Origin of the sequence: Variovorax sp. PvP013, assembly GCF_050435945.1 — a bacterium.
GTDB lineage: Bacteria > Pseudomonadota > Gammaproteobacteria > Burkholderiales > Burkholderiaceae_C > Variovorax.
Window position 1 is genome coordinate 22,867 of the sequence record NZ_JBNDLF010000011.1, and the last position, 19,676, is coordinate 42,542.

18 protein-coding genes are annotated in these 19,676 nt (G+C 71.5%); 10 read left to right on the forward strand and 8 right to left on the reverse strand.

The features are described from left to right. Positions 1 to 5: 5 nt before the first annotated feature. The 5 genes from ABID77_RS20080 to ABID77_RS20100 form a co-directional block, all read right to left on the reverse strand. A complete protein-coding gene (locus ABID77_RS20080; protein ID WP_429599677.1) occupies positions 6 to 896 on the reverse strand; it encodes a dihydrodipicolinate synthase family protein in 891 nt (296 codons plus the stop codon). A gap of 45 nt (positions 897 to 941) precedes the next feature. Further along, positions 942 to 2,081, reverse strand: coding sequence for an iron-containing alcohol dehydrogenase (locus ABID77_RS20085; protein WP_429599679.1), 1,140 nt, complete (start codon positions 2,079 to 2,081; stop codon positions 942 to 944). Between the two features lie 37 nt (positions 2,082 to 2,118). Then, a complete protein-coding gene (gene pdxA / locus ABID77_RS20090) occupies positions 2,119 to 3,117 on the reverse strand; it encodes a 4-hydroxythreonine-4-phosphate dehydrogenase PdxA (protein ID WP_429599682.1) in 999 nt (332 codons plus the stop codon). A gap of 29 nt (positions 3,118 to 3,146) precedes the next feature. Beyond that, a complete protein-coding gene (locus tag ABID77_RS20095; RefSeq protein WP_429599685.1) occupies positions 3,147 to 4,394 on the reverse strand; it encodes a four-carbon acid sugar kinase family protein in 1,248 nt (415 codons plus the stop codon). Between the two features lie 204 nt (positions 4,395 to 4,598). Further along, positions 4,599 to 5,591, reverse strand: a complete 993-nt coding sequence (locus ABID77_RS20100; protein ID WP_429599687.1) for a Bug family tripartite tricarboxylate transporter substrate binding protein — start codon at positions 5,589 to 5,591, stop codon at positions 4,599 to 4,601. Between the two features lie 329 nt (positions 5,592 to 5,920). Here ABID77_RS20100 and ABID77_RS20105 point away from each other — a divergent pair, with 329 nt between their 5' ends. Continuing rightward, complete coding sequence (locus ABID77_RS20105; protein WP_429599690.1) at positions 5,921 to 6,709, forward strand: DeoR/GlpR family DNA-binding transcription regulator; 789 nt, start codon at positions 5,921 to 5,923, stop codon at positions 6,707 to 6,709. A 67-nt stretch (positions 6,710 to 6,776) separates the two neighbouring features. On the opposite strand, the gene ABID77_RS20110 is transcribed toward ABID77_RS20105, so the two are convergent. Continuing rightward, a complete protein-coding gene (locus tag ABID77_RS20110; protein ID WP_429599693.1) occupies positions 6,777 to 7,130 on the reverse strand; it encodes an HPF/RaiA family ribosome-associated protein in 354 nt (117 codons plus the stop codon). A 97-nt stretch (positions 7,131 to 7,227) separates the two neighbouring features. Further along, complete coding sequence (locus tag ABID77_RS20115; protein ID WP_429599696.1) at positions 7,228 to 8,409, reverse strand: citrate/2-methylcitrate synthase; 1,182 nt, start codon at positions 8,407 to 8,409, stop codon at positions 7,228 to 7,230. 119 nt (positions 8,410 to 8,528) lie between these two features. Between ABID77_RS20115 and ABID77_RS20120 the strand changes: the two genes are divergently transcribed. Genes ABID77_RS20120 through ABID77_RS20135 form a run of 4 tightly spaced genes read left to right on the forward strand, consistent with a single transcriptional unit; the run spans position 8,529 to position 11,994 of the window. After that, complete coding sequence (locus tag ABID77_RS20120) at positions 8,529 to 9,482, forward strand: 2-hydroxyacid dehydrogenase (RefSeq protein WP_429599698.1); 954 nt, start codon at positions 8,529 to 8,531, stop codon at positions 9,480 to 9,482. A gap of 13 nt (positions 9,483 to 9,495) precedes the next feature. Next, positions 9,496 to 10,221, forward strand: coding sequence for a fumarylacetoacetate hydrolase family protein (locus ABID77_RS20125; RefSeq protein WP_429599700.1), 726 nt, complete (start codon positions 9,496 to 9,498; stop codon positions 10,219 to 10,221). Further along, positions 10,218 to 10,982, forward strand: coding sequence for an SDR family oxidoreductase (locus tag ABID77_RS20130; protein WP_429599703.1), 765 nt, complete (start codon positions 10,218 to 10,220; stop codon positions 10,980 to 10,982). The genes ABID77_RS20125 and ABID77_RS20130 overlap by 4 nt, the downstream gene beginning before the upstream one ends. A gap of 37 nt (positions 10,983 to 11,019) precedes the next feature. Then, the gene (locus tag ABID77_RS20135) at positions 11,020 to 11,994 is read left to right on the forward strand and encodes a Bug family tripartite tricarboxylate transporter substrate binding protein (RefSeq protein WP_429599705.1); all 975 of its coding nucleotides are present in this window, start codon (positions 11,020 to 11,022) and stop codon (positions 11,992 to 11,994) included. 13 nt (positions 11,995 to 12,007) lie between these two features. Here the strand turns inward: ABID77_RS20135 and ABID77_RS20140 are convergent, their stop codons facing one another. Then, positions 12,008 to 14,392, reverse strand: a complete 2,385-nt coding sequence (locus ABID77_RS20140; RefSeq protein WP_429599708.1) for an alpha/beta hydrolase domain-containing protein — start codon at positions 14,390 to 14,392, stop codon at positions 12,008 to 12,010. A gap of 265 nt (positions 14,393 to 14,657) precedes the next feature. On the opposite strand from ABID77_RS20140, the gene ABID77_RS20145 reads away from it, so the two are divergent. The 5 genes from ABID77_RS20145 (at position 14,658) to ABID77_RS20165 (ending at position 19,671) form a co-directional block, all read left to right on the forward strand. Beyond that, positions 14,658 to 15,506 carry a FadR/GntR family transcriptional regulator gene (locus ABID77_RS20145; RefSeq protein WP_429599710.1) on the forward strand — a complete coding sequence of 283 codons (849 nt, stop codon included), beginning with the start codon at positions 14,658 to 14,660 and terminating at the stop codon, positions 15,504 to 15,506. Between the two features lie 20 nt (positions 15,507 to 15,526). Continuing rightward, positions 15,527 to 16,852 carry an ABC transporter substrate-binding protein gene (locus ABID77_RS20150; RefSeq protein ID WP_429599712.1) on the forward strand — a complete coding sequence of 442 codons (1,326 nt, stop codon included), beginning with the start codon at positions 15,527 to 15,529 and terminating at the stop codon, positions 16,850 to 16,852. A 16-nt stretch (positions 16,853 to 16,868) separates the two neighbouring features. Continuing rightward, entirely contained in the window at positions 16,869 to 17,765 is an 897-nt protein-coding gene (locus ABID77_RS20155; protein WP_429599714.1) for a branched-chain amino acid ABC transporter permease, read from the forward strand. 125 nt (positions 17,766 to 17,890) lie between these two features. Continuing rightward, a complete protein-coding gene (locus ABID77_RS20160; RefSeq protein ID WP_429599717.1) occupies positions 17,891 to 18,820 on the forward strand; it encodes a branched-chain amino acid ABC transporter permease in 930 nt (309 codons plus the stop codon). Next, positions 18,817 to 19,671 (forward strand): ABC transporter ATP-binding protein, encoded by an 855-nt coding sequence (locus ABID77_RS20165; RefSeq protein WP_429599720.1) that lies wholly within the window; start codon positions 18,817 to 18,819, stop codon positions 19,669 to 19,671. Before ABID77_RS20160 ends, ABID77_RS20165 begins: the two co-directional genes overlap by 4 nt. Positions 19,672 to 19,676 lie beyond the last annotated feature (5 nt).

Sequence of the window (19,676 nt, forward strand, 5' to 3'; positions counted from 1 at the left end):
CGCGCTCAGGGCTGGATGGCGCAGTCGCGCAGCACCTGGCGGATGGCCTCGTCCTGCTCGGCCGACAGGCGCACCGGGTACTTGCTGTTGCCGACGTCGAAGCCCAGCAGGCGCACCGCGCGCTTGACGACCGCCGGCGCGAAGGCGACCTTGTAGAGCGCTTCGCGCAGGCGGGTCACGGCCTCCTGCGCCTGGCGCGAGGCGGCGACGTCGCCGGCCGCGAAGTGGCGCCAGATGGCGTTGATCTCGCGCGGCGCGACGTTCGCCAGGCCCGATACGGCGCCCGCGCAGCCCTCGACGAAGCCCTGGTGGATCAGGCTGTCGGGACCGTTGAAGACGGCGAAGTCCTCGGCCTGGCGCGCGGCGTCGATGAAGCCCTTGAGGCTCTCGTAGGTGCCCGCGCTGTCCTTGATGCCGACGATGCGGGGATGGGCCGCCAGGCGCAGCGCGGTCTCCGGCGCGATCGTGTTGCCGGTGCGCGCCGGGATGTTGTAGAGGTAGACCGGCACGTCCAGGGCGTCGGCGACGGCCGTGAAGTGCCAGACCAGGTCGTCCTGCGAGAGCGGCACGAAGTTGGGCGTGATGGCGGCGACCGCGTCCACGCCCATGGCCGCGATGCGCCGGCCCGTGCGGATGCATTCGGCGGTGGAGTTCTCGCCCACGTGGCCGACCACCGGCGCGCGGCCGCGCACCTGGTCGACGGAGACCTCCGCCACGGCCAGCCGCTCGGACTCGGTCAGGGCGAAGAACTCGCCGTTGGTGCCGCCGCAGAAGATGCCGTTGCCGGCGGCGAGCTGACGCTCGACCTGCTCGCGGAAGGACTTCTCGTGGAAACGGTCGTCGGCATCGACGGGCGTCACGATGGCGGTCAGCACGCCTTCGATCTTCTTGGACATGGGGTCTTCCTTGGGAGTCGGTGGGGGGAGGGACAGGCGGGGGCGTCAGGCGAACAGCTTGCGGTAGACCGCCTCGATGTCGGGCGCGGCCACCGGGCCGGGCACGTTCTTGATGAGGCGCTGCACGTCCAGCGCGCCCTGCACCAGCGTGGGCAGGTGGTCCGGGGCGATGCCCAGCTCCTGCAGGCTGGTGGGCAGCTTCAGGCGCCGCACCAGGTCGGCGAAGTACGCGACCAGCGCCTTGGACTTGGCCTCGGCGTCCAGGCCGGTGTCGGCGCCGGGCACCAGATCGTAGGCGCGGGCGAGCTTCTCGACCGCCAGCGGGCGCACGAACTCGAAGCAGGGCGCCAGCAGGATGGCGTTGGCCACGCCGTGGGCGATGTGGTACTTGCCGCCCAGCGGGTAGGACATGGCGTGGACCAGGTGCGTGCCGGCATGCGCGATGCAGGCGCCGCCGTGGTAGGAGGCCCAGAGCATGTCGAGCTTCGCCTGCAGGTCGTCCGGCTCGGCGACGGAGGTCTCGATGCTGGCGAACAGCTTCTTCAGGCCGATCAGGGCGTGGTCGTCGCAGACCGGGTTCGCGATGTTCGAGGTGAAGCACTCGATCAGGTGGCACAGCGCGTCCACCCCGGTGGAGGCGGCGATGCGGTGCGGCATCGAGGTGGTCAGCTCCGGCGCCAGCACCACGAAGTCGGGCAGCAGCACCGGCGAGATGATGCCGACCTTGGTCTCGCGCGCCGGGATGGCGAGGATGGCGTTGGGCGTCGCTTCCGAGCCGGTGCCGGCGGTGGTCGGCACCAGCATCGAGGCGATGCGGCGACCGACCTTGACGGTGCCCGACAGCAGCGCGTCGAGCGAGGGCGAATCGGGTGCGGCGAGGGCCGACAGCAGCTTGGCGACGTCGAGCACGCTGCCGCCGCCCACGCCGACGACCAGGTCCAGGCCGTCGAGGCGGTAGTCGCGCAGGATGGCGCGCACGTCCTCGTCGCTGGGCTCGGGCGGCACCGAATCGATCACCTGCACCTCGGCGGCCAGGCCGCGCAGCTGCTGCAGCAGGCGCTGCACGCCGTCGATGCGGATGATGTTGGCGTCGCTCACGAAGAGCACGCGGTTCCTGCCCTTCACGAGGTAGGCGATGTCGTCGAGGACACCGACGCCGGCGAGGACGGTGCTGTGGATGTGCATGGTGGGAGGCTCCGGAAGAGGGGGGATGAGGTGAGGATCAGCGGCGGGTGGCGAGCTCGGCGCCCTGGCGCAGGGCCTCGAGCAGGCTGCGCTCGTCGGCGATGCCCTTGCCGGCGATGTCGAAGGCGGTGCCGTGGTCGACCGAGGTGCGGATCACGTCCAGTCCCACGGTGATGTTCACGCCCGCTTCCAGGCCCATCACCTTGACCGGGCCGTGGCCCTGGTCGTGGTACATCGCCACCACCAGGTCGAAGTCGCCCCGGCCGGCGCGGAAGAACAGGGTGTCGGCCGGCAGCGGTCCCTCGATGTTCATGCCGCGCGCTCGCAACACCTCGATGGCCGGGAGGATCTTCTCCTCCTCCTCGCCGTAGCCGAACAGGCCGTTCTCGCCGGCGTGCGGATTGATGCCGCAGACGGCGATGCGCGGGTTCTCGATCTTCGCCTTGCGCAGGGTGTCGTAGCCGCGCTGGATGGTGCGCTCCACCAGGCCGGGCTCGATCTTGCGGATGGCGTCGATGATGCCGATGTGCGTCGTGACGTGGATCACGCGCAGGTTGGGCGCCACCAGCATCATCGAGACCTCCTCGACGCCGGTCAGGTGGGCCAGCATCTCGGTGTGGCCGGGGAACTTGTGGCCGCCCGCGTGCAGCGCTTCCTTGTTGAGCGGCGCGGTGCAGATGGCGTCGATCTTGCCCTCCTTGGCCAGTTCGACCGCCTTCTCGATGAAGCGGAAGGCCGCGTCGCCCGCCACCGCGGACAGCTTGCCGAACGGCAGGTCCTCGGGGATCAGCTGCAGGTCGAAGCAGTCGATGACGCCGCGCTCGAAGCGCGCCTCCTCCATCGAGGCGATGGGCCGCACGCGCACGTCGAGCCCCAGCAGGTCGGCCACCTTGCGCAGCCGGCCGGCGTCGCCGACGACCACGGCGCGGGCCATGGTCGAGAGGTCGTGGTTCGCGAAGCTCTTGGCGATGATCTCGGGGCCGATGCCCGCGGCATCGCCCAGGGTGATGCCGATGGTGGGGACGTAAGCAGTCATGAGGGTCTTTCGAACGGGGAACGTGGGATTCAGGGCGCCGGTGCGGCGGTCGAACGGGATCGGATGGCCTCGCGGGCCCGCGCCAGCGAGCCGGCGTCGCCGAAGGCGCCGGCCTTGGTGACGACGTACTGGGGACGGGTCGCCATGCTGCACGAAAGCGCCACGCCGGGCTCGGTCTCGCCGAGCACCCTCAGGCGAGCGATGCCCAGTTGCTCCAGCATGGCGCGCGCCGTCTCGCCCCCGGTCAGCACCAGGCCGGCCGCGTCGCGCATCGCCGGCGCGAGGTGGCGCGCCAGGCAGCGCGCCAGCAGCGGGCCTTCGGACGGATCGAGGTCGGCATCGGCGCCGATGCACGCCACCGGGTCCAGGCCCCGCGCGACGTCGGCACGGATCGCCTCGGCCCAGGGCTGCGCCACGGCGCCGGACACCGGCAGGTCGCGCAGGAGGCCGGGAGCGATCGTGTGGACCGGGGAGCCGGGCCGTTCGGCCAGGCAGGCGATCTGCCGTTCGGCGATCGGCGACAGGCTGCCGACGACCGTCAGCACCCCACGTCCCGCGGTCGACATTGCCTCCGCCGCGACGGCCGACGGTTCCAGGCGCGCGCAGCGGGCGATCTCGCGGGCGAGGCCCGCCGACGCCACCCAGAACACGTCCGGCAGGTCGCGCGTGGCCTCGGCGAGCATGCCGAGCTGCGCGGCGTGCGCGGTGTCGAACACCAGCGCCTGGCAGCCCCGGTCGCGGGCCTGCGCGATCGCGTGTCGCAGTGCGTCGGGCGCGCCGTCCAGCAGCGCCGCCGGCACCGTGTCGCAGCGCAGGCCGGCGGCTTCGAGCAGCCGCGCCGGACGCGATTCGCGATCGGCGTGCTCCAGCCGCCAGGTCGCGGTTTCCGCCAGGGGCGTGCCGTGGACGAGGACCGTGCCGTCGCGCACGGTGCGGCCCAGGTCGGGGAACGCCGGGGCGACCAGGGCCAGGCCGAGCGCGGGCTGCATCGCCGCGACCTCCGCCGCCCAGCCGCCGCGCAGCGTGGAATCGATCTTCTTGACGACGCGGCGCTCCGCCCCGTGGGCGTCGAGCGCCGCCAGCGCCTTGCCGGCCGCCACGGGAGCGGCGTCGCGCCGGCTGTCGGTGTCCACCGCCACCACCGCGGTCGAGGACAGGACGTCCCGGCTCCCGGTGCCGAGCATCACGACGCTGTCGAAGCCGGCCGCGACGAATCCCACGGCGCAATCGGCCGCACCCGAGAGATCGTCCGCGATGATGAGGAAGGCGTGGTTCACGAGGGTCGTTCGGTGAAGAAGGAAATCAGGAAGCAATCATTTTGATTGAACCAATCATAATTTACGACTGATTCGATCATCATCAGGGTTTGTACTGTCCATGGCATCCGATCGGCGCCTCCGCAGACGCAGGAAAGGCCGGGAACCCGGCCTTTCGCACTCGTAGACCGCGCCGCGCGAGGCGGCGCCCGTCGATGCCGTGCCTCACAGCTTGATGTCGGCCTCCGTCACGATCTTCTGATACTTGTCCGTCTCGGCCTTCTGGAACTTGACGAAGGCGTCGACCGACTGCGGGTCCAGCTCCAGCCCCTGGGCCGAGAACTTGGCCATCGCCTCCGACTTCAGGGCGATGTTCACCTCCTTGTTGAGGCGCGTCACGATGGCCGCCGGCGTGCCGGCGGGCGCCCACAGGCCGTACCAGCTGAAGAACTCGAAGCCGGGCAGGGTCTCGGCCACGGTCGGGACGTCGGGCAGCGACGCGACGCGGTTCTTCGCCGTGGTCGCGATGACCTTGAGCATGCCGGACTTGTGGTACTGCAGCGAGCCGAGCACCGGGTCGACGAAGGCGTCGATCTGTCCGCCGATCAGGTCCTGGAAGGCCGGCGCGGTGCCCTTGTACGGGACGATCAGCGTGTCGATGCCCGCCGTGCGCTTGAGCTGCTCGGTCGAGAGGTGGCCGGCCGAGGCGATCGAGCCGACGGCGAAGGTCATCTTGCCCGGATTGGCCTTGGCGTACCGGACCATGCCGGCGATGTCGCCGAACGGCAGGTTCTTGTTCACGGCCACCGACAGCGGCGCCTTGGCCACCAGGGCGATCGGCTGGAAGTCCTTGTCGATCCTGTAGGGCACCGCGTTGGAGATCATCGGGCCGCTGAGGAACGTGGAGGCGTTGAACAGCAGGGTGTAGCCGTCCGCCGGGGCGCGGGCCACGGCGCCGGCGCCGATGGTCGCGTTGCCGCCGGGGCGGTTGTCCACGATGACCGGCTGGCCCAGCTGCTCGGCCAGGCGCTGCGCCAGGGTGCGGCCGACGGCGTCGAGCGTGCCGCCCGGCGGGAAGGGAATGATGACCTTGATCGTCTGGGCCGGATAGGCCTCGGCGGCGGCCGCGAACGGGGCGGCCGCGCCCAGCGCGGCGGCCAGGGCGAACTGGAATCCCGCCGACAGGAGGCGGCGCTTCGAGGAGCGGATTGGAGTCATGGTGGATCGCTGGTGAAAAGGGTCTCGCAACACAGGCCCGCCATCCGCCCGAAGCGTTCACGGCCGAGCCACGGCTCATGGATCGTTCGCCAACCGCTGCGGGTTTCGATCAATCGATGATTGCACCGATCAGAACATGATCGGAAAATGCAAAAATCGGTACTTTCCCTTCCTCTGATGATCGAACCGATAGAAATGCGAAGATCTTGTCTTCCCGTGACTCGCCGGGTTCCGGCCGCCGGACCCACCTCGGCGTGCCGTGACAATGGCGCCTTCCGCGCTCCGCCGTTCCCCCGTCAACCCTTTCCATCCCCCGAAAAGCCCGAAGTATGAAAGTCGCCAATCGCCGCGAGGCCATCCTGGATGCCGTGCAGAAAGGCACCTCCGACCTGACGTCGCTGTGCGAGAAGTTCGGCGTCTCGGAAGCCACCGCGCGGCGCGACCTGCACGTCCTGCAGCAGGAAGGGCGCCTGCTGCGGACCTACGGCGGGGCGGTGGCCCATCCGATCCAGCACGAGCCGGAGGAGTCCCTGGAGTCGCGCCAGTCGCACCACCACGCGGCGAAGACGGACATCGCCCGCCAGGCGTCGCGCCTGGTGTCCGAGGGCGACACGGTCTTCATCGACGCCGGGACCACGACGCAGTTCCTCGCCATGGAACTGCCGGCCGACTCGACGGCGAAGGTCTTCACCAACAACCTGCTGGCGGTGCAGGTGTTCGCCTCCCGGGGCATGTCGGTGTCGCTGCTCGGCGGCGACCTGCGCGCGGGCAGCATGAGCGTGTTCGGGCCGCTGGCCGACCTGTCGCTGGAGCGGCTGACCTTCGACAAGGTCTTCACCAGCGCCGACGGCGTGGACGCGGACCTGGGCCTGTGCGAGGGATCGGCCGAGCAGGCCTGGTTCAAGGAGAAGGTGTTCCGCCGGGCCCGCGAGGTCGTGGTGCTGGCCACCGCCGAGAAGCTCAGCCGGCGTTCGCAGATGTACTGGACGCCCATGAACCGGGCCTGGACCCTGGTCACCGACGCGGCGGCGCAGCATCACGCGCTCAGGCCGTTCGCCGATCACGTCCTGATCCGGGTCCTTGCCGGCCAGGGACAGGGCGACGGCGTTCGGTCGTGATCCGCCGAGCCCTGCCGCCTGCGCATCGGCGGCGAGGCCCGAGCGCTTGGTCCGGACGGGTCGCGCGTCAGACCGCTTCGGGATCGGTCCGGATGCTCGTGCGGTCGCGGTGACGCTTCTCCTTGCCGAGCACGCTGTCCAGGGCGCTCAACGCCTTGGTCTCGGCGCCACGGAACGCCTGGTCCAGCGAGGGCGCCTGGTGCGAGACGGCCACCGGCGCGTGCTGCGGGATGTGGGCCTCGATCAGGCAGCGCTTGTCGGTCGCGCCGCCCTTGGTGCCGTTGACGTCGGACAGGTGCACCTCGACGCGCCTGACGTCCTCGGCGAAGCGCGCGAGGGTCAGGCGGATCTCGCCGTCGGCCCAGCGTTCGAGGTCCTCGCGGTTGTCCATGCCGTTGCCGGTGTTGATGTGGATTTCCATGCGCGTTCTCCGGGAGTTGTTGTCTGGGCAGCCAGTGGAACACCGACGCGATTGACCCGCGTCGCCGCGTGGGGAAGCCGGGCCGGCGTGCCGCGCCTCACCCGGGGCCGGCCTTCGGACCGGGCGCCGCGTCGGGCACCGGGCCGACGTAGCGCCCGCGCGGACGGATCACCTGCGCCGTGCCCAGCTGCTCCAGGCCGTGCGCCAGCAGCCCGACGCTGCGCGCCGTGGCGAACAGGCCGAAGGCCGCGTCGGCGGGCAGCCTGTGGTGGGCCGCCAGCGCCGCCAGGGCGACGTCGATCGAGGGCTGCAGGCCGGTCTGGTCGGCCACCTGGCGGATGAAGCGCGCGATCACCGGCGGCGGATCGAACAGCGCCAGCAGCGCCGCCGCGCGCGGATCGCCGTCGGGGTAGAGGTGGTGGCCGAAGCCGGCCAGGGGCGAGCCGGTCGAGAGGTAGTGCGCCAGCACCGCGTCCTCGCCCAGCCGCTCGACCTCGCCGAACAGTGCCTGCACCCGGCCCGAGGCGTCGCCGTGCAGGGGCCCGGACAGCGTGGCCAGCCCCGCCATGAGGCAGGCCGGCAGCGAGGCCCCGGTCGACGCGGCGATGCGGGTGGCGAAGGCCGAACTCGTCAGTTCGTGGTCGGCCAGCAGCACCATGGCCGTGCGCAGCAGCTCGGCGACCTCGTCGGGCTGCTTCCAGCCGCGCGCGAAGCGCCGGTGCAGCGCCTCGTCGCCCGGCGCGGCGCCGAAGGCCTCGGCCAGCGTGCCCACCAGGCTCTGGCCCTCCACGTGCAGCACGCGGGTCAGCCGCCCCCGGGTGGAATGCCCGACCGCCGCCAGCCCGGCCAGCGCCGTGAAGGCGGCCACGCGACCGGGCTCGGCGGCGCGCCGCGCCCGGGCCGGCCGGGCGACGGCGAAGTCGACCGCCTCCCGCGTGTCCCACAGCAGCCGCGCCGCGTCCTCCAGGCCGGCCGAGCGCGCCAGCTCGACGACGTCGCGGCCCCGGTAGCAGGGCCGGCCCCTGACGAACGCGCACAGCGCCGTCGGGATGCTGGGCTCGGCGCCGAACAGCGTGTTGGTGGCGACGGTCTCGTGCTTGCGGCCGGCCTGCTTGCGCCGGGCCAGGCCGGCGACGTCCTCGGCGCGGTAGAGGCTGCGTCGCGTGTCGGCCGGATCGGCCGCGACCTCCAGCTTGCCGCGGCTGACGTAGGCGTAGATCGTCTGCGGCCGCACCCCCAGGAGCCGGCAGGCCTCGTCCATCGACATCCACGCACCCATGACCGTCCTCCCATCGCGTTCTCGGATCTATATATATTGATTTTATACATCAATATTGACCGTTGAATCAACTGATACATACCATCGGGACACTTCGAGACAACCCCTTCCATCTCCCCATGAAACCCTCGGTCCTGCAACTCAACCCGATCCTGATCCCGGCGATCAACGACCAGCTCGCGGCGCTCTACGACGTCCACCGGTTCTACGAACTCACGGACCCGGAGGCCTGGCTGCGCGAGCACGCCGACGCGATCCAGGCCGTCATCACCGGCGGCCACACCGGCATCTCCCGCGTGCTGCTGGAGCGCCTGCCGGGCCTGAAGGTGGTGGCGGTCAACGGCGTGGGCACCGACGCCGTGGACCTGGCCTATTGCCGCGAGCGCGGCCTGCCCGTCACGGCCACCCTGGGCGCGCTGACCGAGGACGTCGCCGACCTGGCCATCGGCCTGCTGATCGCGGCCTGCCGCAACCTGTGCGCCGGCGACCGCTTCGTGCGCGACGGCCAGTGGGAGCTGCACCCGCAGCCGAGCGCGATCCCGCTGGCGCGGCGCTTCAGCGGCATGCGCGTGGGCATCGTCGGCATGGGCCGGGTCGGCCGCGCGGTGGCGGTGCGGGCGGCGGCCTTCGGCTGCCGGATCTCGTACACCGACCTGCGCGCGATGGAGGACGTCGCCCATCCGTTCGTCCCCGACCTGGTCGACCTGGCCCGGGGCGCGGATGCGCTGGTGCTGTGCGCGGCGGCGGACCAGGCCGAGGGCATCGTCGACGCGGCGGTGCTCGAGGCGCTCGGCCCGCGCGGCTTCCTGATCAACGTCGCGCGCGGCCGGTTGATCAACGAGGCCGACCTGACCGAGGCGCTGGCCGCCGGCCGCATCGCCGGCGCGGGGCTGGACGTGTTCGTCGACGAGCCGCGCGTACCCGAGGCCTTGCGCCGCTCGGAGCGCGCCACGCTCCAGGCCCACCGCGCCAGCGCCACCTGGGAGACCCGCACGGCGATGGGCGAGATGGTGCTCGCGGGCATCGCCCAGGCGCTGGCCGGCCAGCGCCCGGCGATGAGCCTGACCACCTGAGGCGCCGCCGACCATGACGGAATTCGTCCTCCCCCCGCCGGCGCCGACCACGCTGGCGGTGCGCGACACCCCGGCGCGGTTCCCCGTCGGCCGGGTGTTCTGCATCGGCCGCAACTACCCCTGGCGACCGGACGAGCCGCCGCCGCGCGCGCTGCCCGGCTGGTTCATGAAACCGGCCACCTCGGTGGTGCCGGCGAGCGGCGCCTTGCCCTATCCGCCGGGCACGGAAGACTTCTGCCACGAGATCGAGCTGGTCGTGGCGATCGGCGTCGGCGGCCGCGACATCGACGCGGCGCGGGTAGAGGCCGACCACGTCTGGGGCTATGCCGCCGGGCTGGACCTGACGCGGCGCGACCTACAGCAGGCGGCCAAGCGCGCGGGCGCTTCCTGGGAGGCCGCCAAGGCCTTCGACCGCTCGGCGCCCTGCACGCCGCTGGTGCCGGCCGCCGTGTGCGGACACCCGCGCGGCGGCGCGATCTGGCTCGCGGTCGACGGCGTCGAGCGCCAGCGCGCCGACCTGTCCGACCTGTCGTGGCCGGTGGCCGAACTGATCGCCATGCTGTCGCGCTCGGTGACGCTGGCGCCGGGCGACCTCGTCTACACCGGCACGCCCGCGGGCGTCGGCGCGCTGCGCCACGGCGAGCGCGTCACCGGCGGCGTGGCCGGCATCGGCGAGTTCGCCATGACCGTCGACGGCGCGCCGTCCCTCATCCCGTCGAACCCAGGAGACACCCCATGACGACCACCCCCCACGGAAAGATCGCGCTGGTCACCGGCGCCGGCAGCGGCATCGGCCGCGCCGTGGCGCTCGGCCTGCTCGACGACGGCTGGCGCGTCGTGCTGGCGGGCCGCCGCCTCGAGCCGCTGAAGGCGCTGGCCGACGAGGCCGAGGCCCGGGGCCGGAGCGCGCTCGCCGTGCCGACCGACGTCACCGTGCCCGGCAGCGTCGAGGCGCTGTTCGCCACCATCGAGGACCGTTTCGGGCGGCTCGACCTGCTGTTCAACAACGCCGGCGTCAACGCCCCGGCCGTGCCGATGGACGAGCTGCCGCTGGAGCGCTGGTTCAGCGTGCTCGACACCAACGTGACCGGCGTCTTCCTGTGCGCCCGCGCCGCCTTCGGCCTGATGCGCCGCCAGTCGCCGCAGGGCGGGCGCATCGTCAACAACGGCTCGATCTCGGCGCACGTGCCGCGACCGAACACCGCGCCCTACACCATGAGCAAGCACGCGGTCGCCGGCCTGACCAAGTCGCTGGCGCTCGACGGTCGCGCCTTTGGCATCGTGGCCAGCCAGATCGACATCGGCAACGCCCTGACCGAGCTGTCCGAGCGCATAACGCGCGGCGTGACGCAGGCCAACGGCACGGTGGCGGCCGAACCCATGATGGACGCGGTCCACGTGGCCGACGCGGTGCGCCACATCGCCGCGCTGCCCCTGTCGGCCAACGTGCTGACCATGACCGTCATGGCCAGCGCCATGCCCTTCGTCGGCCGCGGCTGACGGCCGGATCCTGATCTTTCACAACAAGGAGACTTCCATGCCCATCGCTTCCATGCTCAAGGTCCTCGCCGTCGCGGCGTCCCTGGCCGCCGTGCCGGTCGCCGCCTCGGCCCAGGCCTACCCGACGCGCGCCGTCAGGATCATCGTGCCGGCCCCGCCGGGCGGCGCCATCGACACCATCGCGCGCGTCGTCGGCGACAAGATCGGCGCGTCCATGGGGCAGCCCGTGATCGTCGACAACCGGCCGGGCGCCTCCAACAACCTCGGCACCGACGTGCTGGCCAAGGCGACGCCCGACGGCTACACGATCGGCATCGTCGGCGGCAGCCACAACATCAACAAGTTCCTGTTCAAGAACCTCGGCTGGGACCCGGAGAAGAGCTTCGAGCCGATCGTCTACACGCACGAGGTGCCGCTGGTGTTCGCCATCTCGCCGCAGATCCCGGCCAAGACCCTGCCCGAGTTCGTCGCCTGGATGAAGGCGCACCCGAACGACGCCAAGGTCGCCACATCCGGGCGCGGCAGTGCCCAGGAGATGGCCGCCGAGATGTTCCGCCTGGCCAGCGGCGCGCCGATGCTGCTGGTGCCCTACAAGGGCTCGTCGGCGGCGCACCCGGACCTGCTGGCCGGCCGCACCGCGCTCTACATCGACACCATCAGTGCGATCCAGTCGCAGGTGAAGGCCGGCAACGTGCGCGCCGTCGCGGTCTCGACGCTCAAGCGGACGAGTTCGCTGCCGGACGTGCCGACCGCCGACGAGCAGGGCCTCAAGGGCTACGACGCCAACACCAACGGCGGCTTCCTGGCGCCGGCCGGCACGCCCAAAGCGATCGTCGACAAGCTCAACGCCGAGATCAACGCCGCGCTCAAGCTGCCCGACGTGCGCGCCAAGCTGGAGGCCGCCGGCATCGAGGTCCAGGGCGGCACGCCGCAGGCCTACGCGGCGCTGATCAGGTCCGACCTCGCCAAGTGGGGCAAGGTCGTCAAGGCGGCGGGCATCGAGGCCGAGTGAGCGGGCGCCGGGGTCAGGGCAGGGCGGCGAAGCCCGGCTGCAGGCTCTGCGAGCGCGCCCGCGCGCGGTAGGCCACCGCGTCGTCGGCGCCGAAGCGGCCGTCGAGCATCAGGCCGCGCGCCACCAGGTCGGCGACCGCGCGGTCGACCGCGTCCACGTAGCCGGCCTTCGAGCCGTAGAGGCCCTGCACACTGCGGCGCGGATCGCCCGGCTGGCGCTGCGCGTCGGTGACGGCGAAGGCCAGCTGCGAGCCGTTCAGGCCGTACTGGTCGCCGGCCACGAAGCCCGGCCGGCGCAGGCTGTAGCCCTTGAAGGTGGCCAGCGGCACCGCCGAGTCGGGCATCTTCACGCCGGCGACGTCGTTGCCCTGCGCGTCCAGGGTCGGCAGCTGCACCACGTACAGCTTCGACGACACGGCCGACGGGATCACGCTCTCGTCGTTCAGGCTCAGGGTGTTGTACACGCCGTTGAAGCTCAGGCCCGGCGTGCCGGCCACACCGGTGAACGCGACGGCCGACAGGTCCGGTCCGCCCAGGCTGGCGACCGAGACGGTCGGCACGGCCAGCGTGCCGCCGCGCGCCGACGGCCAGACGCTGGGCAACGGCTGCGCCGTGCCCTGGACCCAGCCTTCCAGGTTCAGGTAGAGCGCGCGCACCAGGGCCGTGCTGGCGTTGAGCACGTTGGGCGCGTAGGTCGGCGCGGTCGCCGCGACGGCGCGGTTGGTCGTCATGTCGGGCTGCGTGCGCGCATTGGCGGACAGCGCCGAGGGGCTGTGCTGCGTGCCGTTGGCATAGAAGAGGCGCACGTTCTCCGGCACCGCGACGTCGTTGCCGGCGCCGTCCGTGGCCACCAGGGAGGCGCGCGCGCCGCCGAACTCGATCGGACTGTCGTACTGGACGACCTTGGGGCAGGTGGCGTCCCGCGTGCACTTGGCCAGCAGGCCGTCGGTGCGGCCGCTCACGGGATCGGTCAGTGTGGCGTAGCCGAAGGGGAACTGGTCGCCCGGGGTGTAGTGGGTCTCGTGCTGGCGCGCGTAGTCGCCGGGCTTGGACCAGCGGTAGTTGGTGTAGGTCTTGCGCGAGCCGCCCACCAGCGGGAACATGCCGTCGAACACGCGGCGGTTCTGCGCGTCGGCGTTGAAGCCCTGCCAGAGGTAGTCGCGCACGTAGCGCCCCGACTGCGAGATGCCGCCGAACAGCGTGGTCCGGACGCGGCCGGCCAGCGGGTTGCGGTTGCCCGCGGCGTCGACCGTGCCGTGGCGCAGGAAGCTCACCAAGTCGCGCGTCGCGAGGAAGCCCAGGCCCATGACCCGGGGCTCGACGGCGGTGTAGTCGAACTGGTAGATCGAGCCGTCGTCCCGTCCGGCGTCCAGCGCGGGGGCGTTCGCGGCGTCGGCGCGCACGGCGGCGCGGTCGATGGTCACGAAGCCGTAGCCGTCGGCTCCGGTGCCGCCGGCCGGCGCCGTGGCGGTGCCGGCGGTGTAGGTCCACAGCGACCGCGCCACGGTGACGGGGGCCGAGGTCGGCGTCCGGCGTACCGTGAGGGTGGCCGTGGCGAGCGTGCCGGGCGCCATCTTGTAGTAGGTGCCCAGCAGGTTGGCCGTGGCGCTGTCGGCGACCAGTTCGTCCTGCACCCGGCCGGTGATCGGCGCGTCGCCGTTGGCGCGGTCGACCGCGACCGGCAAGGTCATGCCCGGCGCGTACCAGCGCTGCGCGGCGGTGATGGCCGCCGAGGGGCCGGCGAGCGTCTGCGGCTGGTCGCCCTGCCAGCCGGCCCACACGATGCTCGCGCCCTGGTTCATCAGGAAGCCGTTGCCCGCGCCCATGCCGGCGACGTCGCCGCCCGACGCCGTGGCCACCACCTGCGGCCGCACGCCGGCGAACAGGTCGTTGGCGGAGCCCTCGTTGAGGGCCGGGACCAGCAGCGAGCGGGTGCGGTTGGTGACCTCGTAGAACAGCGTGCCGTTGGCGCGGGCGGGGTCGGTGGGCGCGAGCAGCACGATGTCGAAGCGGTAGCGCACGTTGCCGGCGGCGTCGGGCACGGCGTTCTTCAGGTCGACGATGGTGCCGGCGCACTCGTCGGCCGGTGCCACCGTGGCCGTGGCCTCGGCGAGGATGTAGGTGTAGGTGCCCGCATCGCCGAAGCTCGCGCCGCCGAAGGCGAGGCCGCTGCCCTTGACGTCGAAGCGCTCGATGGCCGAGCGCGTGATCGTGCAGGGCGAGGTGCTCTCCGGCGGTACCAGGGCGCTGCGCGCGGCGGGCAGGCGGGACGTGCCCGCCGGCCCGGTGGAGGTGTCGCCGCCGCCGTCGCCGCCGCCGCAGGCGGCCAGCAGCATCGCCACCAGCACGATGCCGCCGTGCGCGGCACCGCGAATCGTCCAATCCGAAATCCGAGTCATGTGTCTTGTCTCCAATCGTTGTTTGGCGACCGGATGATGGTCCCCGTCCGGCGCGCGATCCATTACGGCCGAAGCGCGACGTTTCCGCCAGCCGCAACGATCGAGGGATTACCCGGGCGCCATGGCCCGCTGTCGCGACCGCGTCAGGCGAGGAGGGGAAACCCGCTCCTGCGCGGCGGTCCTCACTGCCCAGAATCGCTTGTCCGACAAACCGACGGACCCACCTTTCCGCCGCGTCGCACGGCCACCGGACAGGAGACGATCCTTGGCAGCCAGCACCATCGAACCCGCGGACCCGACCGCGCCGACGCCGTCGCCCGACGCGGCCGGGCTGTTCGACCGGCTCAACCTGGCGCCGGCGTACAAGGTCGTGTCCTCGGAGATCGAACGCAGCATCCTCAGCGGCCAGATCAAGCCCGGCATGCCGCTGCCGACCGAGCAGAGCCTGGCCGAGCGCTTCGGCGTGCACCGCTCGACGGTGCGCGAGGCGATCCGGCAGGTCGAGCAGGAGGGACTGCTGCAGCGCCGCGAGGGCCGGCGGCTGTTCGTCACGCTGCCCGGCCTCTACGACCTGGCGCCGCGCGCGGCGCGCCTGCTGCTGCTGCAGCAGACCACCTTCGAGGAACTGTGGCAGGTCGCCATCACGCTGGAGCCGCTGGCCGCGCGGCTGGCGGCGGCGCACGCCACCGACGAGGACCTGGACGCGCTGGAGGCCAACACCGCGCTGACCCGGCAGCTGCAGGCCCGGGGCGCCGCCACCGTCGAGGACCACCGGCGCCTGGTCGACCTCGACGTCGAGTTCCACGCCCTGGTCGGCCGCGCCAGCCACAACCGCGCGCTGATGCTGGCGCGCGAGCCCATCAGCCTGCTCTACAACCCGACGCTGCTGCGGATCCACCTGCACCTGCCGCAGTCCAAGGCGCGCAACCTGGACGCGCACCGCGCCATCCTGGACGCGCTGCGGCGGCGCGACGCCGACGGTGCGGCCGAGTGGACGCGCCGGCACATGAACGACTTCCGCAAGGGTTTCGAGATGACCGGGCTCGACATGGGCACGCCGGTCCAGGCGGCCACGGCCGACCGGTCCGCCGGCGCGCCACCCTCGGGTCAATGAACACAACGAAGGAGACAAGCATGAAAGCACGCGCATCCCGCACGGTCCCGACCCTGGCCCTGGCCATCGCCGGACTCGCCGGCGCCATCGCCCCGGCCGCCCGGGCCCAGGCCCAGGCGCCCGCCACGGAGACCTTCAAGGTCGGCATCGTCAGTTTCCTGTCGGGGCAGGCGGCCGAGAGCTTCGGCATCCCGGCGGTCAACGGCGCCAAGGTGCTGGTCGACGCCTTCAACAAGGGCGAGGCGCCGGCGCCCTACAACAAGCCGGGCATCGGCGGCATGCGGATCGAGGCCGTCTACATCGACGAGAACGGCGGCGCGACCAAGCAGGTGCAGGAACTGCGCAACCTCTACGACCGCGAGAAGGTCGACGCGGTGGTCGGGTACGTGAGTTCCGGCGATTGCCTGGCGGTGGCGCCGGTGGCCGAGGAGATGAAGAAGTTCCTCATCCTCTACGACTGTGGCACGCCGCGCATCTTCGAGGACGCCAAGTACGCCTACGTCTTCCGCACCGCCTCGCACGCCACGATGGACAACGTGGCGCTGGCGCGCTATCTCAAGGCGCGCAACGTCAAGGCCGAGAGCTTCAACATGATCAACCAGGACTACGCCTGGGGCCAGGACTCGCGCAAGGACTTCACGCTGTCGATGGCGCAGCTCTATCCGCAGGCGAAGCTGGGCGAGGACCTGCTGCCGAAGTTCGGCGCCGGGCAGTACGGCACCGAGATCTCGGCGCTGATGTCCAAGCGCGCCGACGTCACGCATTCGAGCCTGTGGGGCGGCGACCTGCAGGCCTTCATCCTGCAGTCGGGGCCGCGCGGACTGTTCAAGCGCTCGCAGGTGGTGCTGTCGGCGGCCGACCACGTGCTGACCAACCTGGGCGACAAGATGCCCGACGGCGCCATCCTCGGCGCGCGCGGCGCCTACGGGCTGCTGTCCCCCAAGTCGGCCCTGAACGACTGGTGGTGGAGCGTCTACCAGAAGGGCTACCAGACCTACCCGGCGCAGGCGCCGTACCGGATGGCGCAGGCGCTCATGGGCCTGAAGATGGCCGCCGAGAAGGCGATGGCCGCCAACGGCGGCAAGAAGCCGACCACCGAGCAGCTCGCCGCCGCGCTGACCAATGCCGAATGGGACTCGCCCGGCGGGCGCATCCGCATGACGCTCGGCGGCGGCCACCAGGCCACGCAGGAGACGGCGATCGGCAGGACGCGCTACGACGCGGGCAAGAAGATGGTGGTGCTCGACGACATCCAGCGCTTCCCGGCCGAGTGCGTCAATCCGCCGGTCAACGTGAAGTCGGAGGACTGGATCAAGTCCGACTTCGCCGGCGCGAAGTGCAACTGAGTCCGCGATCGCCCTCATGGCCACCGCCCTCACCATCCTGATCGACGGCCTGAGCTACGCCTCGTGGCTGTTCATCGTCGCGCTCGGGCTGACCCTGGTCTTCGGCGTGCTGAAGATCCTGAACATCGCGCACGGCAGCTTCTACGCGCTGGGCGCGTACGCGGCGGCGAGCTTCGTCGGCTGGTTCGCCAGCATGAAGTTCGCGCCCGAGTGGTCGCTGGTGGCCATGCTGTTCGCGGCCGTCGCCGTGGCGGTGCTGGTGGCGCCCCTGACCGAGCGCGGCCTGATGCGCTTCTTCTACGGCCGCGACGAGGTGCTGCTGGTGCTGGTGACCTACGCGCTGTTCCTGGTGCTGGAGGACGTCACCAAGCTGCTGTGGGGCGCCAACCCGTACTACGTCTCGGAGCCCTACGCGATGTTCGGCAACGTCGAGATCGGCGATCAGGTCTACGTCGGCTACGACTTCATGCTCATGGGGCTGGCGGTGGCCGTCGGGCTGGCCGTGTGGTGGGGGCTGAACCGCACGCGCCAGGGCAAGATCGTGCTGGCCGTCATCCACAGCGAGGAGGTCGCCGCCAGCATGGGGGTGAACGTCTCGCGGGTCTACATGCTGGCCTTCGGCGTCGGCGTCTTCCTGGCGGCGCTGGGCGGCGCCTTCACCGCACCGCTGATCTCGGTGCAGCCGGGCGTGTCGGTGGGCGTGATCATCGTGTCCTTCGCCGTGGTGATCATCGGCGGGCTCGGCAGCATCGAGGGCGCGGCCATCGGCGCGCTGATCGTCGGGCTGGCGCGGTCCTTCGCCGTGCACGTGGTGCCGCAGGCCGAACTGTTCTCGATCTACATCGTGATGGCGCTGGTGCTGATGGTCCGACCCGAAGGCCTGTTCCAGCGCATCCAGGCAAGAAGAATATGAACACCCCCAGTCTTCGCGCACTTCGTGTCGCTTCGCCAACCCCCTTGCAGGGGGCAACACCAGAGGCCCGGCAAAGCCGGTTCCTCGGTGTTTCTGGCGCTTCGCCGCTTCGCGGCGTTTGGGTCATGGCGGGTGGTGTTGTCTTGATCGTGGCGCTGGTCGTCGCGGGGGCGTTCATGCCGAAGTGGCTGACCTTCCTGCTGACGATGGCGGCGTCGCACGGGCTGGTGTCGCTGGGGATCGTGCTGCTGATGCGTGGCGGGGTGGTGTCCTTCGGGCAGGGGCTGGTGTTCGCGGTGGGCGGGTACGCGGCGGCGCTGGCGTTCAACCGGCTGGGCTTCACCGACGCGCTGGGGCTGGCGGTCCTGGGCGGGGTGGCGGCGACGGCGGTGGCGGCGCCGTTCGCGCCGCTGCTCGCGCGCTACCGGGGCATCTTCTTCGCCATGCTGACGCTGGCGATGTCGATGGTGGCCTACGGCGTGCTGGTCAAGACCAGCGCGCTGGGCGGCTCGGACGGTTTCAACATGGGGCGGCCGACGCTGTTCGGCCAGGCGCTGCCGGACGCGCGCTCGGGCCACGTGCTCTACGGCGTGACGATCGTCGTCGCGGGCGTGCTGGCGCTGGCGGCGCGGACGTACTTCGATTCCACGCGCGGGCTGGTCACGCAGGCGGTGCGGGAGAACGAGCTGCGGGTCGAGTACCTGGGCGGCTCGGTGCGCCAGGCCATGAGCATCAACTTCCTGCTGGCGGCCTTCGCGGGCGGCTCGGGCGGCGCGCTCACGGTGATGTCGCTCGGCCACATCGACCCCAACTTCAGCTACTGGACGACCTCGGGCGAGTTCGTCTTCGTCGCCATCCTGGCCGGCTGGCAGAGCGTGCTGGCGGTGTTCGTGGCCTCGACGCTGCTGGAGGTCGTGCGCTCGTTCTCCAGCCTGTACTTCCCCAACACCTGGCAACTGTCGCTGGGCATCTTCCTGCTGCTGATGATCCGCTTCCTGCCGCGCGGCATCGGCTCGCTGTGGGTGGACCGCGGCGCCCGGGGGGACCGGTCGTGAGCGCGGTCGTCGACGAGCCGCCGGCGGCGGCGCGGCCGGTGTCGGCCGGCAACCGCGCCGCGCTGGCGGCCGCAGCGGGCCGCGAGGTCCTGCTGCGCGCCAGCGGCATCGAGAAGCGCTTCGGCGCCGTGGTCGCGGCCAGCGGCCTGGACGTGGCCGTGGCCGCCGGCGAGCGCGTGAGCCTGATCGGCAGCAACGGCGCGGGCAAGACCACCTTCGTCAACATGATCACCGGCTACCTCAAGCCCGACACCGGCTCGATCGTGCTGGGCGGGCGCGACATCACGCGCCTGGACCCGCGCGCGATCACGCGGCTGGGCGTGGCGCGCTCGTTCCAGATCCCGCAGCTGTTCGCCGGCATGTCGGTGCTGGAGAACATGCTGGTGGCGCTGGCCTGCCACGGCCAGCGGCTGTCGTTCTGGCGCACCGCCCGGCGCGCCGACGCGGTGGCGCGCGCCGACGCGCTGCTCGAGCGCTTCAACCTCGCCGAGCACCGCGAGCGCCGCGTCGCCGAGCTGCCCGGCGGCGTGCGCAAGCTGCTGGACATCGCGATGGCCCTGACCGGCGAGCCGCGCCTGCTGCTGCTCGACGAGCCCACCAGCGGCGTCTCCGCCGAGGAGAAGTTCCCGATGATGGAGATCGTCATGCGCGCGCTCGGCCAGGAGCGCATGACGGTGCTGTTCGTCGAGCACGACATGGACATCGTCGCGCGCTACGCCGACCGCGTGATCGCCTTCTACGCCGGCCGCATCATCGCGGACGACGCGCCGGCCGTGGCGCTGGCGGCCGACGACGTGCGCCGCTACGTCACGGGCACGCTGCGCCCGGACGCCGAACCGCCGAGGGACTAGACACC

Coding starts and splice junctions, on each gene's coding strand:
- ABID77_RS20120 (WP_429599698.1), top strand. CDS start 8,529: ATGAAACCCTCGGTCCTGCAACTCAACCCGATCCTGATCCCGGCGATC.
- ABID77_RS20125 (WP_429599700.1), top strand. CDS start 9,496: ATGACGGAATTCGTCCTCCCCCCGCCGGCGCCGACCACGCTGGCGGTG.
- ABID77_RS20100 (WP_429599687.1), bottom strand. CDS start 5,591: ATGACTCCAATCCGCTCCTCGAAGCGCCGCCTCCTGTCGGCGGGATTC.
- ABID77_RS20150 (WP_429599712.1), top strand. CDS start 15,527: ATGAAAGCACGCGCATCCCGCACGGTCCCGACCCTGGCCCTGGCCATC.
- ABID77_RS20130 (WP_429599703.1), top strand. CDS start 10,218: ATGACGACCACCCCCCACGGAAAGATCGCGCTGGTCACCGGCGCCGGC.
- ABID77_RS20160 (WP_429599717.1), top strand. CDS start 17,891: ATGGCGGGTGGTGTTGTCTTGATCGTGGCGCTGGTCGTCGCGGGGGCG.
- ABID77_RS20140 (WP_429599708.1), bottom strand. CDS start 14,392: ATGACTCGGATTTCGGATTGGACGATTCGCGGTGCCGCGCACGGCGGC.
- ABID77_RS20135 (WP_429599705.1), top strand. CDS start 11,020: ATGCCCATCGCTTCCATGCTCAAGGTCCTCGCCGTCGCGGCGTCCCTG.
- ABID77_RS20115 (WP_429599696.1), bottom strand. CDS start 8,409: ATGGGTGCGTGGATGTCGATGGACGAGGCCTGCCGGCTCCTGGGGGTG.
- pdxA (WP_429599682.1), bottom strand. CDS start 3,117: ATGACTGCTTACGTCCCCACCATCGGCATCACCCTGGGCGATGCCGCG.
- ABID77_RS20085 (WP_429599679.1), bottom strand. CDS start 2,081: ATGCACATCCACAGCACCGTCCTCGCCGGCGTCGGTGTCCTCGACGAC.
- ABID77_RS20105 (WP_429599690.1), top strand. CDS start 5,921: ATGAAAGTCGCCAATCGCCGCGAGGCCATCCTGGATGCCGTGCAGAAA.
- ABID77_RS20080 (WP_429599677.1), bottom strand. CDS start 896: ATGTCCAAGAAGATCGAAGGCGTGCTGACCGCCATCGTGACGCCCGTC.
- ABID77_RS20110 (WP_429599693.1), bottom strand. CDS start 7,130: ATGGAAATCCACATCAACACCGGCAACGGCATGGACAACCGCGAGGAC.
- ABID77_RS20155 (WP_429599714.1), top strand. CDS start 16,869: ATGGCCACCGCCCTCACCATCCTGATCGACGGCCTGAGCTACGCCTCG.